This window comes from Pseudomonas sp. TE21435 (assembly GCF_056279265.1).
On the sequence record NZ_JBWBQZ010000001.1, the window covers coordinates 5,039,683 to 5,055,427 of the forward strand.

Below are 15,745 nucleotides of genomic sequence, written 5' to 3' on the forward strand. Positions count from 1 at the left end.
TGATTGCAGAAGTTGACCGGGCTCGACCGAGGTTGGTTCAGGCCCGCTGATCGGTGAACAACGAAAACGCCCGGCGCAAGGCCGGGCATTCTTGTCTGAACCATTGTCGGTCAGGCGTCTGGATCACTCAGTTCCAGGGCGCCGCGCTTGCTGCGCAACTTGCCGTAGAAATGCTCCAGGGCGTGGTTCAGCTTGCTGGCCGCGCCATCGACGGCGTGCTCCAGCGAAGTGGCGGTGTGGGTCACGGAAATCGGCTGGTGACCTTTAGGGCGAGCCTCCATCTGGCAGCGTTTGTCGTGGGGACCGGGCTTGGCGCCGTTTTCGTCACGCAGGTGGACTTCTATGCGGGTGAGGTCGTCCTCGTAACGTTCGAGGCTGCTTTGCAGGGTACTGCGGACCCATTGGTCGAGACGGATGTTGCCTTCGATATGGTTGCTGCTGTTGACCTGGATTTGCATGATTCAATCCTTATTCAGCTTGCTCGCGAGAGGCGCGCCTAGGCCACTGAGGGCGTTGGTTTTCCTGCGCCTCTTGACTCTAAAGTCAGGCAACTGTCGGATGAATTCAAGCCCTTTCTGAAAATAAATTTCCTGTTGCAATTCGCTCTGCTCACAACGATGACGGCCGATCACTGCAATCAATAATGCTGGGCCATCCGCCAGGCGGCCCCTAAGCTCAGGCGCATTTCCTCACCCGTCGGGAGCGCCGCATGTCCAGCAACCCTCTGTTCCAGCCTTTCACCCTAGGCTCCCTTGACCTGCCGACCCGCGTGGTCATGGCGCCGATGACCCGTACCCTCTGCCCCGGGGGCGTGCCCCATGACGGTGTGGTCGATTACTACCGCCGTCGTGCCGCAGCCGGGGTCGGGCTGATCATCACCGAAGGCACTACGGTCGGGCACAAGGCCGCCAATGGCTACCCCAACGTGCCGCGCTTCCACGGTGAAGATGCCCTGGCCGGTTGGAAACGTGTAGTCGACGCGGTCCATGCCGAAGGCGGGCGCATCGTGCCGCAACTGTGGCACGTGGGCAGTGTGCGCCGCCTGGGCACCGAGCCGGATGCCGAGGTGCCGGGCTATGGCCCGAGCGGCAAGGAGAAGGATGGTCAGGTACTGGTCCAGGAGATGAGCCACGACGACATTCGCGAGGTGATCGCCGCCTTCGCCCAGGCCGCGCGCGATGCCCAGGCCATCGGCATGGACGGTGTGGAAATCCACGGCGCCCACGGCTACCTGATCGACCAGTTCTTCTGGGAGGCCAGCAACCGTCGCGACGACGAATACGGCGGTGACCTGGCCGGACGCTCGCGTTTCGCCATCGAACTGATCCAGGCCGTGCGCCAGGCCGTGGGCGCGGATTTCCCGATCATCCTGCGCTTCTCGCAATGGAAGCAGCAGGACTACAACGCACGCCTGGTGCAGACCCCCGAGGCCCTGGCAGCGTTCCTCAAGCCCTTGTCCGACGCGGGCGTGGATATCTTCCACTGCTCTACCCGGCGCTTCTGGGAGCCAGAATTCGAGGGCAGCGAGCTGAACCTGGCCGGCTGGACCCGCCAGCTCACCGGCAAGCCGACCATCACCGTGGGCAGTGTCGGCCTGGATGGCGAGTTCCTGCAGTTCATGGTCGCTACCGACAAGGTGGCCAGGCCGGCCAGCCTCGAAGGCTTGCTGCAACGCTTGCAGGACCAGGAGTTCGACCTGGTGGCCGTGGGCCGCGCCTTGCTGGTGGATGCCGAATGGGCGCGCAAGGTTCGCGAGGGGCGTGAGGGAGACGTGCTGCCGTTCAGCCGTGAGGCGCTGACGACCCTGGCTTGATCACCAGGGGCGGCGTCTGTTCGCGGATGCTCTGCAACTCGCGGCAGGCTCCGTACAGGTAACCCTCGAACTGTTCGATGATCGCCGGCCAGCCCTGGCGGCTGGCGTGCTGGCGAGCGTTGAGGCGCACCCGGCGCAGGGTTTCGCTTTCCTCCAGCAACCAGCAAGCGGCGTCGATGAATGCCGCCTGGTCACCCGGCATGGCCAACGCACCGCTATGGCCGTGGCGGATGTGCTGGGCGGCGGCGGCTTCATCGTAGGCGACCACGGCAAGGCCCGAGGCAAGCGCCTCGAGCACCACGTTGCCAAAGGTCTCGGTCAGGCTCGGGAACAGGAATAAATCGCCGCTGGCATAGTGCTCGGCCAGTACCTCGCCGCGCTGCGCACCGCAGAACACCGCATCGGGCAACTGCTGTTCGAGCTGGCCGCGCAGTGGGCCATCGCCGACGATCACCAGGCGCAGCCGCCGGTGCGGGTAGGCCTTGCGCAGGGCTTCCATGCAAGGGCGCAGCAAGGCCAGGTTTTTCTCTGCGGCCAGGCGTCCGACGTGCAGCACGGCCAGGTCATCCGCGCCCAGCCCCCACTGCCCGCGCAGGGCCTGGCTGCGCCGTGCCGGGTTGAACAGGCCGGAGTCGACACCGCGGGCCATCAGGCCGAGGCGTTCGAAGCCGCGGCGTTCCAGCTCCAGGCGCTGGCTGATGCTGGGCACCAGGGTGATGGCGGTACGCCGATGGAACCAGCGCAGGTAGTGGGTGAGCAGTCGCGACAGCAGCCCCAGGCCATACTGCCCCGAATACTGCGCAAAGTTGGTGTGAAAGCCACTGACTACTGCCACGCCCAGGCGCCGGGCGGCGCGCAGGGCGCTCAGGCCCAAGGGGCCTTCGGTGGCGATGTACAGCACGTCCGGACGCTGCCGACGCCAACGACGCCATAGCTTGTGCATCGACACTTCGCCCCACTGCAGGCCGGGGTAACCGGGCAGTGGCCAGCCACGGCACAGCAGCAGTTCGTCATCGTTGCCCGTTGCGCTGTCGGCGGCTTGTCGCGGGCGGATCAGTTCGACCTGATGCCCGCGCTGGCGCAGACCCTCGCTGAGGCGGCCAAGGGTGTTGGCCACGCCATTGATCTCGGGTGGGAAGGTTTCGCTGACCAGGGTGATGCGCAAGGACGGTGTGTTCATGACAAAAAGTGTCCGCCGCCCCCGTTGCGGCCATATGACGCCTTTGTGACGTGCGGATGACGCCTGATTTCCGGCAGTTTCATCCGTATGAATATTTCCTTGCAACGCACTCAAGAACTCACGGGACGCAGCCGATGCAGATGCATTCGACTACGGGAATACGCTCCGGGAGAGCGGCCATGTTCAACAGCAAACTGAAGAAAGAAATCCAGCAACTGCGCGAAGAACTGATGTCCATCGAGCAGGTCAAGAACAGCCTCGACAGCGAGATGCTGGTGCTCCAGCTCGATCCCCAGGGGCGCATCGAGTCGGTCAACGGCAACTTCGAGGCCGAAATGGGCTACCGCGCCGAGCAGCTCATCGGGCGCAATATCGAGGAGATCGTCCCGGCCCATGTGAAGAAGCTCGATTTCTACCAGCGCATGAAACACGCCATCACCCGGGGCGAGCATCTCAACGGCGCCTTCCGCCTGCTGCGTGGCAACGGTGAAGAGGCCTGGCTGCGCTCGATCCTGCAACCGGTCAAGGACAGCGACGGGCGCCTCAAGTACTTCTCCCTGCATTCCAGCGACCTGACCCGCACCATCGAGACGTCCCGTGAGCATGAGAGCCTGATCAAGGCCCTGATGCGCTCCACCGCGGTGATCGAGTTCAACCTCGAAGGCCAGGTGCTGACCGCCAACGACCGCTTCCTGCAGACCATGGGCTACACCCTCGAACAGATCCGCGGCAAGTCGCACCGCATGTTCTGCGAGCCGGAAGAAGCCAATTCGCCGGGCTACCAGGAGTTCTGGAACAGGCTGCGCCGCGGCGAATTCGTTGCCGAGCGCTTCAAGCGCGTCGATGCCCATGGCCGTGTGGTGTGGCTGGAAGCCTCGTACAACCCGATCATCGACGCCCACGACGTGCTCTACAAGGTGGTCAAGTTCGCCACCGTGATCACCGACCAAGTCAACCAGGAACTGGCCGTGGCCCAGGCCGCCGACATCGCCTACACCACCTCGCTGGAAACCGACGACAGCGCGCGCAAGGCCACCGACGTGGTAACCCAGACTGTCGAGGTGATGCGTGGGCTGGAGGGCTCGATGCAGGAAGCCGCCGAGGGCATCCAGGCACTGGACAAGCAGTCGAAGGTGATCGGCGCGATCATCAAGACCATCAGCGACATCGCCGGGCAGACCAACCTGCTGGCGCTCAACGCCGCCATCGAAGCCGCCCGGGCCGGCGAACAGGGCCGTGGTTTCGCCGTGGTCGCCGACGAAGTGCGCCAACTGGCCTCGCGCACCAGTAGCGCCACCGAGGAAATCGCCAAGGTGGTGCAGCAGAATGAACAGCTGGCCCAGGCTGCGGTGGACATCATCGACACCAGCAAGCGCCAGGCCGAGCAGGGCCTGGCACTGGCCGCCGATACCGGCGGGGTGATCGTCGAGATCCAGGAAGGAGCGAAGAAGGTGGTGGATGCAGTGGGGCAGTTTTCCAGCCAGTTAAGCCACTGATCCGTTCAGCGTCTTGCTTAGCTGCCGCGGCGAGACGGCTGCTACAGAGGGTTGCGCTGTGCCTGTGGGAGCCGGCTTGCCGGCGAAAGGGGCGCAACGCGCCCCCGGCCCTTTCAAGTGCGCTCCCGCACCCAGAACAACGTGGCCCCGGCCACCGCCGCCGGCATCATCAGCACGTTGACTCCCGGAATCATCAGCGCCAGGTAGGTGATCCCGCCAAAGCCCATCGATTGCCAGCGCTTGGCGCGCAGCCAGGCGAGCATGTCCTGCCAGCTCATCTTGTTGTTGTCCGCCGGGTAGTCGATGTACTGGATGGCCATCATCCAGATACCGAACACCAGCCACAGCGGCGCGGCGATCACGTTCACCACCGGGATGAACGACAGGATGAACAGGCCGATGGCCCGCGGCAGGAAGTAGCCAAGCTTGCGCATCTCGCGGCTCAGGGTACGTGGCACCATGGCCATCAGCTCGCTCCAGCTGAAGGGCGGGAAGTTGTCCTGGCCGCGCACCACCACTTCGACCTTTTCCGCCAGGAAACCGTTGAACGGCGCGGCGATGACGTTGGCCAGCAGGGTGAAGGTGAAGAACACCATCAACAGCACCAGGGCGACGAACAGCGGCCACAGGATGTAGGTGAGAAAGCCCAGCCAGTCGGGCAGGGTGGGCATCAGCGCATCGACCCACAGGCTGAACTGGTGGCCGGCAAAGTAGATCAGGCCGCCGAACAGCAGCAGGTTGACCGCCAGGGGCAGCAGCACGAACAGGCGCAGGCTGGGGCTCAGGACCAGTTTCAGGCCTTCGCGCAGGTACTGCGGGCCGGACAGGACGGGGGCTTGCATCGGAGTGCTCCGCTTGAGGAAAACGCGCTGACCTTACCGAGTTTGGCGCGCCGACGAAAGGCGCCGCGCCTCCGGGAAACGGCGTGTAACAAAGCACAGGCACAATGCCTGGCGTTTTCCTCTGCGGATAGAGACTGTCTATAAGGTGGATTGTCGAAGGATATTTCCTTAATCTCTGCGGCCTCGCTACAGTGCGCTCAACTTTTTTGGTTTTGGACCAACGCGTTGTAGCCTTCCCCAAGTGCTGCGTGGGTCCCTTTTAATTCCAGCTGGCGCAACCGGCGCACAGACGCCGGCCCCGTGCGGCCCGCTCGACAGGAGTTCGACATGTCCGAAGTACGTCATTCGCGCGTCATCATTCTCGGTTCCGGCCCTGCCGGTTACAGCGCCGCGGTGTATGCCGCCCGCGCCAACCTCAAGCCGCTGCTGATCACCGGCATGCAGGCGGGCGGCCAGCTGACCACCACCACCGAAGTCGACAACTGGCCGGGCGACCCCCACGGCCTGACCGGCCCGGCCCTGATGCAGCGCATGCAGGAGCACGCCGAGCGTTTCGAGACCGAGATCGTCTTCGACCACATCAACGCCGTCGACCTGGCCAACAAGCCGTTCACCCTGCGCGGTGACAGCGGCACCTACACTTGCGACGCGCTGATCGTCGCCACCGGTGCCAGCGCTCGCTACCTGGGCCTGCCGTCGGAAGAAACCTTCATGGGCAAGGGCGTGTCGGCCTGCGCCACTTGCGACGGCTTCTTCTACCGCAACAAGCCGGTGGCGGTCGTCGGCGGCGGCAACACCGCCGTGGAAGAGGCGCTGTACCTGGCCAACATCGCCAGCAAGGTGACTTTGGTACACCGTCGCGACACCTTCCGCGCCGAGAAGATCCTGATCGACAAGCTGCACGCCCGTGTCGCCGAAGGCAAGATCGAACTCAAGCTCAACGCCACCCTGGACGAAGTGCTGGGTGACAACATGGGCGTGACCGGTGCGCGCCTGAAGAACAACGACGGCAGCTTCGACGAAATCAAGGTCGACGGTGTGTTCATCGCCATCGGCCACACCCCGAACACCTCGCTGTTCGAAGGCCAGCTGACCCTGAAGGACGGTTATCTTGTGGTCCACGGCGGCCGTGAAGGCAACGCCACCGCCACCAACGTCGAGGGCGTGTTCGCCGCCGGCGACGTGGCCGACCACGTCTACCGCCAGGCCATCACCTCCGCCGGCGCTGGCTGCATGGCGGCCCTGGACGTCGAGCGTTACCTGGACGGCCTGGCCAACGCCGCGCACTGATCCAGCCCCTGCGGGCTTGCCTCGCAATGAAAAAACCGGCCATCTGGCCGGTTTTTTTGTACCTGCGATTCAGCTCACAGGCTCAGTCGCATCGACAGGTCAACCGCCTTCACATCCTTGGTCATCGCACCGATCGAGATGTAGTCGACACCGGTCTCGGCGATCACTCGCAGGGTGGTCTCGTTGACCCCGCCGCTGGCCTCGAGCTTGGCCTTGCCAGCGGTGATACGTACCGCTTCGCGCATTTCATCCAGGCTCAGTTCGTCGAGCATCACGATATCGGCGCCCGCCGCCAGCGCCTGGCGCAGCTCGTCCAGGCTTTCCACCTCGATCTCCACCGGCTTGCCCGGGGCGATACGGTGCGCCGCTACCACGGCCTCGGCCACGCCACCACTGGCGGCGATATGGTTTTCCTTGATCAGGAACGCGTCGTACAGGCCGATGCGGTGGTTGTGGCAGCCGCCGCAGGTAACCGCGTACTTCTGCGCCAGGCGCAGGCCCGGCAGGGTCTTGCGGGTATCGAGCAGGCGCACCTGGGTGCCCTCGACCAGGTCGGCCAGGAAGCGCGCGCGGGTTGCAACGCCCGAGAGCAGTTGCAGGAAGTTCAGCGCCGAGCGTTCACCACTGAGCAGCGAGCGTGCCGGGCCTTCGAGGTGGAACAGCGCCTGGTTGGCGGTGGCGCGCTCACCATCGGCCACCTGCCAGTGCACCGCCACCCGTGGGTCGAGCTGGCGGAACACCGCATCGACCCAGGCGGTGCCCGCGATCACGCAGTCCTCGCGGGTGATGATGGTCGCCTTGGCCAGGCGCTCGGCCGGGATCAACTGGGCGGTGATATCGCCGCCGCCGATGTCCTCGAGCAGCGCGCGGCGCACGTTGGCTTCGATTTCGGCGGTCAGGTCGGCGAGGCGTAGGTTCGGCATGGTCGGCTCCACAAGCTAGGTGCCGGCGATTATAGGGCAGGGGGGCGGCGTGTACAGCTGCCGTGCCGATGACCTTTGGTCAGGCGGTTTGAGCAATTCTGCAAATGCATTGTCCGTTGAGGCGTGCGAAAGGCGTGCTGGCAGCTGCCAGAATTTTCACCGATAATGGCGCCTTGTAATTGGCGTCATAGCTTTGACGATTTATCTTCCAGTCGAACAACGCAACATCCAGCAAGGAGTCCGGGATGCATGATGAAGGCAAGGTGGTGCCCTTGGCGGCGGCCATCGACCGGGGTGCGCGCGCGCCCTCGCCATGCCTTCCGGTCCTGCTCCTGCAGGTGCGCGACAAAGCCGCGCTGCAATTGCGCCAGGGCTTGCAGGCGCTGTTCGACAATGCTGACGACACCCTTTTCGAAATGGCCGACAAGGCCAGTGGCCGACTCGACCAGAACCTGTACTTCGAAGCCATGCGCGACCTGCGCCTGAAGCGCAAGAGCATCGAGCGCGGGTTCCTCGACACTTTCTACGACGCCTTTGCCCGTATCGGCCAGGGCGGTGGGCTCGAGGCCCTGGTCAGGTCACAGACCCAGGACAGGTCGGCGCTGGAGCGGACCGTGGCCGTGCAGGCCATGGTCGATCGGGTGCTGTCGCGTGACGGGTTTCTGCTCGATCAACTGAACCTGCGCTTCACCACGTTGCTGGAAGTGCCGCTGGAGACCGTGCACAACCCACTCGGGCCAGGCAACCTCTGCGGTTACTTCCTGGATGCCGGGCGCAACCTGGGGGTCGGCGCCAACGTCAAGATGGTGCTGCTCAAGCTGTACGAGCGTTATGTGCTGCGCGACCTCGACCTGCTCTACGGCGAGGCCAGCCAGTTGCTCGCCAGTGCCGGCGTGCTGCCGGACCTGCTGCCCGCGCCACGGCGCCGTGCCGAGGACCGGCGCGGCATTGCCAGGCGCGTGCCGGCCAGCGTCATGCCGGGCGGCCTGCCCGACTCCGCCGGCCAGGCGTTCTTCGCCTCGGTGCAGGCGCTGCTGGCGCCGGTGCGCGGGCGGGTCACGCCGCGTTTGCAGGCGGCCGGTGCGGCCCAGCCGACCAGTACCGGCGACCTGCTGCGCCTGCTCACCCACTTGCAGCACTATGTGCCGGCCCCTGGCGAGCCGGATGACTTCAACCTCGGCCAGCAGCTGGAGCAACTGCTGTTGCGGGTCAGCGTGCGCAGCGGCACGCGGCGGCGCATTGCCACCGACGACGAAGACACGATCAACCTGGTCGACCTGCTGTTCACCTTCATCCAGGGTGACCACAACCTGCCGGCCAGCCTGCGCGCGTTGATCGTCCGCCTGCACATCCCGGTGCTCAAGGTGGCATTGATCGACAAGGGCATGTTCAGCCGTGGCAGCCACCCGGCGCGCCGCCTGCTCAACGAAATCGCCGCCGCGGCCATTGGCTGGGAGACCGAGGCCGAGGGGCTGCGCGACAGCCTGCACCTGCGCGTCGAACGGATCGTGCAGCGCCTGCTCAATGACTTTTCCGACGATTGCGCCCTGTTTGATGAACTGCTCGATGAGTTTCTCGCTTTCAGCCAGGATGAACGTCGGCGCAACGAACTGCTCGAACAGCGCACCCGCGACGCCGAGGAGGGCCGCGCCCGTACGCTGCTGGCCCGCCAGCGTGTGCAGCAGGAGCTCAACGACCGCCTGCATGGCCGGGTGCTGCCGCAGGTGGTGGTGCAGATGCTGGTGCAATCCTGGAGCCAGGTGCTGCTGCTGGCCTGGCTGAAGCAGGGTGAGGCTTCGCCAGCCTGGGCCGAGGCCCTGGCGACGGTGGACGACCTGCTGGTCAGCATTGCCCCGTACCGTGAGCCGCAGCGCCTGCTGGAGCAGGTGCCGGGCTTGCTCAAGGCGCTGCGCGACGGTCTGGCGGGGGTGGCGCTGGACTCCGCCGCCACCCGTGATTTCTTCCTGCAACTGGAGAAGCTGCACCAGCGCGCCTGTGGCGGCACGCCGGAGGCGGATGCCGCGCTGGACGAAGTCTGGGTGGAGGACGATATCGTGCTGGTCGTCAGCGATGAGTCCGAGTTGGACGCTGGCCTGCCGCTCGACGAGCATGACCCTGCCGTTCATCAGGTACAGCGGTTGCAGGTCGGCACCTGGGTCGAGGTGATGGACGACGACGAGCCGCTGCGCTGTAAGCTGGTGGCGCGTATCGACAGCAATGACCGGTTGGTCTTCAGCAACCGCACCGGCATGAAGGTGCGCGAATGGAACCGCATGGGCCTGGCCATGGCCCTGCGCCGTGGCGAGGTACGCCTGCTGGACGATGGCCTGCTGTTCGAGCGGGCGCTGGAGGCGGTGCTGGAGCAATTGCGTGGGCAGCAGGCACAGCAAAGCTGAAGCCTCCTGCACAATCATTTACATGCAAGCACTGGCCGCCCACGGCATACTGACCATCTGTCTCGGGCGTCATTTCAGGATCTGCACCATGCAATTGGACCGCGCGACCGGCTGGTTCACCGGCGTCAGCCACTGCCCCTCGCCGAACTTCAACGCCCGCCCCGAAGGTGAGGCCATTGCGCTGCTGGTCATCCACAACATCAGCCTGCCTCCGGCCTGCTTCGGCACCGGCAAGGTGCAACAGTTCTTCCAGAACCGCCTGGACCCGGACGAGCACCCGTACTTCGCGACCATCAACCACCTGACCGTCTCGGCGCACCTGTTCGTCGAGCGCGATGGCGCGGTGACCCAGTTCGTCTCGTTGCTCGACCGCGCCTGGCATGCCGGCGTGTCGCGCTTCGGCGAGCGCGAGGGCTGCAACGATTTTTCCATCGGCATCGAGCTGGAGGGCACCGACGAACTGCCCTACACCGATGCCCAGTACGCCACCCTGGAGCGGCTGACCCGCGAGATCCGCGCGGCTTGGCCAGTGATCGACGCCCAGCGCATCTGTGGCCACAACGATATCGCCCCGCAGCGCAAGACCGACCCGGGCCCGGCATTCGACTGGCTGCGCTACCGGGCTGCCCTGCAACGCAACGAGGACAAGGCATGAGTTTTCTGGTGTTGGTGCTGGCATTGTGGGTCGAGAAGTTCTCGGCCCTGCGCCAGCGGTTGCAGCGCGACAGCTTCTATCTGGGCGAGCTGGTGCGCCTGGAGCGCAGCGGCAAGGTCCACCCGTGGTGGACGCTGAGTATCCTGATCCTGGCACCGGTGGCGCTGCTCGTGCTGCTTTTGCATGTGCTGGAGCCGGTGGCCTATGGCTTGCTGGCGTTGCCGGTGCACCTGCTGGTATTGATCTACAGCCTGGGGCGCGGCGATGTAAAGGCGGCGCTGGGCCCGTTTCGCGACGCCTGGCGCCGGGGTGACGAACAGGCCGCGCTGCACGTGGCCGAGCGCGACCTGGGGTTGGCCGCCGACGATGCCCAGAGCTTGATCAAGCGGGTTCAGGGCCACCTGCTGTGGCAGGCCTACCAGAGCTTCTTCGCGGTGATCTTCTGGTACTTCCTGCTCGGCCCGGCGGCGGCGCTGGCCTACCGCCTGCTGGCGCTGACCATGGACAACAGCCGTCAGCCCGCCTTGCAGAGCCTGGCCGGGCAACTGCGCCACGCCATGGACTGGCTGCCGGTACGGGTGATGACGGTGAGTTTCGCCCTGGTCGGCAACTTCGTCGCGGTGACCCGCGTGATGCTGCACGAGCTGCTCGACTGGCACGTCAGCGCCGGGCACCTGGTGGCCAAGGTCGGCCGGGTGGCCGACGACATCCCTGAGGAAGAGGACCGCCAGCGCGGTCTTGAGCGGCTGGATAGCCTGTGGGAGCTGCTGCTGCGCTGCGCAGTGCTGTGGTATGCCTGCTTCGCCTTGTGGACCGTGCTGGTCTGAAAGACTTCTAGTGCCTCCCTGTAGGAGCGGCTTCAGCCGCGATCACCCGCGAAGCGGGTGCCAGGCTCCGCGGTGCCTGCATCGCGGCTAAAGCCGCTCCTACCGAGCCGCGCTTAACCATAAGTTACAAACCTTGATTCCAATCTGCGCTATACAAGGCCACTGGCCCTAGATGGCCTAGTGCTACCCCGCAGAACAACAAGAATTCAAGGAGGTGACCTGTGAAGCGTCTGCTCTATCCGGCCATCGCACTGATGAATCGGCTGAGCTTCGGCATGAAGTTCAGCCTGATCAGCGTCCTGTTTTTCCTGCCCATGCTGGTCACCAGCTTTTATCTGGTACGCGACGCCTATAGCCAGCTCCAGGCCACCCGTGGCGAATTGCAGGGGCTGGCGCCGTTGTCCGAGAGCCTGACGTTGCGCGGCGACCTGGAGACCCTCGGCAACCTGCTGCAGATCAACGCCGTGCTGGGCCAGTCGGGCCAGGCCGGCGATGTGGAAAGCCGCATCGCGGCGCTGCAGGACAAGGTCCAGGCCCGGCTCGATGGCCTCAAGGGTAGCGACCCTGCGTTCGAGGCCAAGCGTGCCGAGCTGGCCGAGGCCTTTGCCAGTGCCCGTGACGAAAGCTCGCTGCAGAACAAGGCGGCGCTGTTCGACAAGTTGCTGGCCCAGGCCCAGGTGCTGGGCAAGCTGGTGGCCAGCCAGTCGGGGCTCAGCCAGGACAGTCAGGCCTCGGTGCGTCAGTTGAGCGAGCTGCTCGGAAATGCCACCGCCCAGGTGACCCAGGCCATCGGTGAGGGCCGGGCAATGGGCGCGGTGGCCCTGGGCCGTGGCTTCATGGACTCCTCGGGCAGCGCGCGTTTCGAAGACCTGCTACAGCGCCTGGAGCGCTTGTCCGCCGATTACGCCATTCGCCTGGATGACGCCCTGGCAACCGATGCCGGGCTCAAGCTCGCGCTCGCCGGCAGCGCCCAGGCCAGCCAGGCCACCGTCAAGCAGGCGGCGACCCTGTTCGAGGACCAGGTGGTGGTGGCCGAGAGCCTGGACGCGCCGTGGGCCGGTTTCTACCAGCAGACCAGCGACCTGATGGCGCAGACCTACCGCTTGAACGATGCCGTGCTGGCCCATCTGCACGGGCAACTGGAAGAGCGCCTCGGCCAGCACCGCCTGCGCACGGTCGCGTTGGTGGCGGCTTTGGCCTGCGTCTTCGCATTGATCATCTACCTCTACAGCGGCTTCTACGTCTCCACCCGGGAAACCCTCGGCAACCTCGGCACCGCCATGGACAAGGTGGCCGCAGGCGACATGACCATCAGCTTCCAGGCTAGCAGCCGGGACGAACTGGGCGAACTGGGGCGTGGTTTCAACGAGACCGTGCGGCGCATTCGCGGGCTGATCGAGCAGGTCGGCAAGACCGTGTCCACGGTCGAGGAGCAGGCCGGCCAGGTGCTTTCGGTGTCGAGCCGCAGCAACCAGGCGGTCAGTGGCCAGCGCGAGCAGATCGAGCAGGTGGCCACGGCCATGAACCAGATGAGCGCCACCGCGCTGGAGGTCGCCCGCAGCGCGGCCCTGGCCGCCGAAGGCGCGCAGCGGGTCAACCATGAGAGTGCCTCGGGCCGCGACCTGGTGGAAAGCCAGCAGGGCAGCATCGCCCGCCTGGCCGGCGAGATTGACCAGAGCGTGGCGGCGGTTAACCAGCTGGCGGGCGACAGCCAGGCCATCGGCCGGGTATTGGAGGTGATCCGCAGCATCGCCGAGCAGACCAACCTGCTGGCCCTCAACGCTGCCATCGAAGCGGCCCGGGCCGGTGAGCAGGGCAGGGGGTTTGCCGTGGTCGCCGACGAGGTGCGCACCCTGGCCAGGCGCACCCAGGACTCCACCGAGGAGATCGCGCAGATGATCCAGCGCCTGCGCGAAGGCGTGGGTGCGGCGGTGCGGGTGATGGGCAGCAGCCACCAGATGGCCGCTGGCACCGTGGACGAAGCGCGCCAGGTGCAGCAGGCACTGGGCAACATCCTTGGCGCGGTGGGCGGGATCGTCGAACAGAACCAGCAGATCGCCGCCGCCGTCGAGCAGCAGACCGCCGTGGCCCATGACATTGACCAGAACATTGTGGCGATCAACCGTGCGGCGCAGGACACCACCGAAGGCGCTTGTCAGACCGAAGATGCCAGCCGGGCGTTGTCGGCGCAGGTGGTGGAGCTCAAGCGGTTGATCGGGGCGTTCAGGGTGTGATCGAGGCCGACGCGGATCCTGTGTCGGACTGCCAGCCAAACACCCCGCAGGCATTGCGACTGCTGGCCTCTGCCAGCAGCGTTGTCTCGATCCCCATGACTTCGGCCAGCGCCCCGGCAATCTCGGGAAGGTGCTCGGGGCTGTTGCGCTGCCCCGGGAACATCGCCGGCGCCATGTCCGGCGCGTCGGTCTCCAGCACCACGCTGTCCAGCGGCAGCCTGGGCAGGGTCTTGCGCAGGCGTAGTGCCTGCGGCCATGTCGCGGCGCCGCCCAACCCCAGCTTGAACCCCAGCTTGATGTATTCCCGCGCCTCCTCGTAGCTGCCGGCAAAGGCATGGATGATCCCCGCCCGCGCCGGCTTGTAGCGCTTGAGCGTGGCGATCACCTGGGCGTGGCTGCGGCGCACGTGCAGCAGCGACGGCAGCTCGAAGTCGCAGGCCAGTTGCAGCTGGGCCTCGAACAACGCCTGCTGGCGCGTCGGGTCCAGTTCGGGCAGGTAGAAGTCCAGGCCGAACTCACCCACCGCGCACAGACGTGGATTGCCGCGCAGGCGTTCGAGCCAGTCGCGCAACTGCGCCAGGTGCTCGGGAAGGTGCTGCTCGAGGTAGATCGGGTGCAGCCCCAGTGCCGCGTACACGCCTTCGTTGGCGCAGGCCAGGTCCCAGACTCGCTGGAAATTGTCCTGGTACACCCCCAGCACCACCATGCGCTCCACCCCGCGCGCCGCCGCGTTGGCCAGCAGGCGCGGGCGGTCGGCGTCGAAATCGGCGAAGTCGAGGTGGGTGTGGGTGTCGATCAGGCGCATGGTCAGGCCTTGGCGATCCGCTGCTTGAAGGTGCGACCGATGGCGTGCACGCCGGGCTCGTAGCGCTTGTCCTCGATGGCGGCCAAGGCCAGTTCCAGCGCGGTGGCGGCGATCAGGCCGTGCTGCTGGGCCATGGCATTGACCGGCAGCGGCAGGAAATCGAGCAACTGATTGTCGCCGAAGGTGCCCAGCTGCAGCTGGCGTGAGTCGTCGGGGCGCGCCTGCAGCGTGTCGAACACACCTTGCAGCAGCACGTACGAAGTGGTCACCAATGCATCCGGCAGGCCACCCAGTTCATCGATCAGCTGTTGCATCAGGCGTTGGCCGCACTCGCGGCTGAAGGCTTCGCCCTGGTAGCGGCGCACTTCGCCGTCGAAACCTTGCAAGGCTTCGTCGAAGCCACCGGCGCGGGCCTGGCTCACCGACAGCTCGGGGCGGGCGCCGATCAGGGCGATGCTGCGCGGGCGGGTTTTCAACAGGCTCTGGGCCAACTGGCGGCTGGCGTCGCGGTCATCGCTGATCACCGAGCAGAAGTGCGCCGGGTCCAGGCGCCGGTCGATGGCGATCACCGGCAGGCCCTTGGCCTGCAGCTCGCGGTAGCTCTCGTCTTCCGGCGGCAGGCAACTGGCGACGAACAGTGCGTCGCAGCGCCGGGCACGGAACAGCTGCTGCAATTGGCGTTCGCTGTCGGGCTGGTCGTCGCTGCTGGCGATCAGCAGTTGGTAGCCACGGGCACGGGCGCCTTGCTCCAGCTGCTTGGCAATGCGGGCGTAGCTGGGGTTCTCCAGATCCGGGAGAATGAAGCCCAGGGTGCGGGTGTGGCGGCTGCGCAGGCCGGCGGCCTGGGGGTTCGGGGTGAAGCCGTGGGCCTCGACCACCGCACGCACGCGCTCGACGGTGCTGCTGCTGATGCGCTGCTGTTCGGCCTTGCCATTGATGACGTAGCTGGCGGTGGTCACGGACACACCGGCCAGACGGGCGATATCGCTGAGTTTCACCGAATTTTCCTTGTTGTTTCCGGGACTGCCTGCGGGGCTTGACCGGCTAGTTTCACCCATCAACGGACCCGCGCGCAGACGACCATTGTCGCAATTGTCCGACAGGATGGGGCTTTTTCGTTGGCAGATTATCGAGTAACGTGGCCACTTGGTCAGATTAAACGTTTCAGCAAGGCGAATTTTCCTGCCTGAAAATCAGTCTTCGCCGGTTGTGCTGATCGTTTCGGCGGCTTTTGCCGTCGAATTCCACAACAATACCTCGGTAGCCGACGGGGCTGCCGCAAAA

12 protein-coding genes and 2 pseudogenes are annotated in these 15,745 nt (G+C 65.5%); 8 read left to right on the forward strand and 6 right to left on the reverse strand.

The window, feature by feature from the left end; genetic code table 11:
- Nucleotides 1-110: 110 nt before the first annotated feature.
- Nucleotides 111-458, reverse strand: a complete 348-nt coding sequence (locus ACZ9C1_RS22850; protein WP_023630676.1) for an HPF/RaiA family ribosome-associated protein — start codon at nt 456-458, stop codon at nt 111-113.
- A gap of 251 nt (nt 459-709) precedes the next feature.
- On the opposite strand from ACZ9C1_RS22850, the gene ACZ9C1_RS22855 reads away from it, so the two are divergent.
- Nucleotides 710-1,813, forward strand: coding sequence for an NADH:flavin oxidoreductase (locus tag ACZ9C1_RS22855; RefSeq protein ID WP_139668673.1), 1,104 nt, complete (start codon nt 710-712; stop codon nt 1,811-1,813).
- On the opposite strand, the gene ACZ9C1_RS22860 is transcribed toward ACZ9C1_RS22855, so the two are convergent.
- Nucleotides 1,782-2,993, reverse strand: a complete 1,212-nt coding sequence (locus ACZ9C1_RS22860) for a glycosyltransferase family 4 protein (RefSeq protein ID WP_277502937.1) — start codon at nt 2,991-2,993, stop codon at nt 1,782-1,784. The two genes, ACZ9C1_RS22855 and ACZ9C1_RS22860, sit on opposite strands and share 32 nt — an antisense overlap.
- A 269-nt stretch (nt 2,994-3,262) precedes the next feature.
- Here ACZ9C1_RS22860 and ACZ9C1_RS22865 point away from each other — a divergent pair.
- Both ACZ9C1_RS22865 and ACZ9C1_RS22870 read left to right on the forward strand, forming a co-directional pair.
- Nucleotides 3,263-3,895: pseudogene (locus ACZ9C1_RS22865) on the forward strand (PAS domain-containing protein); the annotation flags it as partial.
- A gap of 174 nt (nt 3,896-4,069) precedes the next feature.
- A pseudogene (locus ACZ9C1_RS22870) lies at nt 4,070-4,489 on the forward strand (methyl-accepting chemotaxis protein); the annotation flags it as partial.
- A 113-nt stretch (nt 4,490-4,602) separates the two neighbouring features.
- Here the strand turns inward: ACZ9C1_RS22870 and cysZ are convergent.
- The gene (cysZ, locus tag ACZ9C1_RS22875; RefSeq protein ID WP_111531689.1) at nt 4,603-5,331 is read right to left on the reverse strand and encodes a sulfate transporter CysZ; all 729 of its coding nucleotides are present in this window, start codon (nt 5,329-5,331) and stop codon (nt 4,603-4,605) included.
- A gap of 327 nt (nt 5,332-5,658) precedes the next feature.
- On the opposite strand from cysZ, the gene trxB reads away from it, so the two are divergent.
- Nucleotides 5,659-6,621 (forward strand): thioredoxin-disulfide reductase, encoded by a 963-nt coding sequence (trxB, locus tag ACZ9C1_RS22880; protein WP_028689829.1) that lies wholly within the window; start codon nt 5,659-5,661, stop codon nt 6,619-6,621.
- Between the two features lie 74 nt (nt 6,622-6,695).
- Here the strand turns inward: trxB and nadC are convergent, their stop codons facing one another.
- Nucleotides 6,696-7,544 carry a carboxylating nicotinate-nucleotide diphosphorylase gene (nadC, locus tag ACZ9C1_RS22885; protein WP_277502938.1) on the reverse strand — a complete coding sequence of 283 codons (849 nt, stop codon included), beginning with the start codon at nt 7,542-7,544 and terminating at the stop codon, nt 6,696-6,698.
- Between the two features lie 245 nt (nt 7,545-7,789).
- On the opposite strand from nadC, the gene ACZ9C1_RS22890 reads away from it, so the two are divergent.
- The 4 genes from ACZ9C1_RS22890 to ACZ9C1_RS22905 all read left to right on the forward strand — a co-directional run bounded on the left by ACZ9C1_RS22890 (nt 7,790) and on the right by ACZ9C1_RS22905 (nt 13,656).
- The gene (locus tag ACZ9C1_RS22890; RefSeq protein WP_476254408.1) at nt 7,790-9,940 is read left to right on the forward strand and encodes a DUF1631 domain-containing protein; all 2,151 of its coding nucleotides are present in this window, start codon (nt 7,790-7,792) and stop codon (nt 9,938-9,940) included.
- Between the two features lie 88 nt (nt 9,941-10,028).
- A complete protein-coding gene (gene ampD, locus ACZ9C1_RS22895) occupies nt 10,029-10,595 on the forward strand; it encodes a 1,6-anhydro-N-acetylmuramyl-L-alanine amidase AmpD (RefSeq protein WP_102682512.1) in 567 nt (188 codons plus the stop codon).
- Nucleotides 10,592-11,422, forward strand: a complete 831-nt coding sequence (gene ampE, locus ACZ9C1_RS22900) for a regulatory signaling modulator protein AmpE (RefSeq protein ID WP_198755211.1) — start codon at nt 10,592-10,594, stop codon at nt 11,420-11,422. The genes ampD and ampE overlap by 4 nt, the downstream gene beginning before the upstream one ends.
- A gap of 221 nt (nt 11,423-11,643) precedes the next feature.
- Nucleotides 11,644-13,656: a methyl-accepting chemotaxis protein gene (locus ACZ9C1_RS22905; RefSeq protein ID WP_111531691.1), complete on the forward strand. Its 2,013-nt coding sequence runs from the start codon at nt 11,644-11,646 to the stop codon at nt 13,654-13,656.
- On the opposite strand, the gene ACZ9C1_RS22910 is transcribed toward ACZ9C1_RS22905, so the two are convergent.
- Together ACZ9C1_RS22910 and cra are read right to left on the reverse strand one after the other, a co-directional pair.
- Entirely contained in the window at nt 13,646-14,461 is an 816-nt protein-coding gene (locus ACZ9C1_RS22910) for a TatD family hydrolase (protein WP_277502940.1), read from the reverse strand. The two genes, ACZ9C1_RS22905 and ACZ9C1_RS22910, sit on opposite strands and share 11 nt — an antisense overlap.
- A 2-nt stretch (nt 14,462-14,463) precedes the next feature.
- Nucleotides 14,464-15,459 (reverse strand): catabolite repressor/activator, encoded by a 996-nt coding sequence (gene cra, locus ACZ9C1_RS22915; protein WP_102682508.1) that lies wholly within the window; start codon nt 15,457-15,459, stop codon nt 14,464-14,466.
- Between the last annotated feature and the right edge of the window lie 286 nt (nt 15,460-15,745).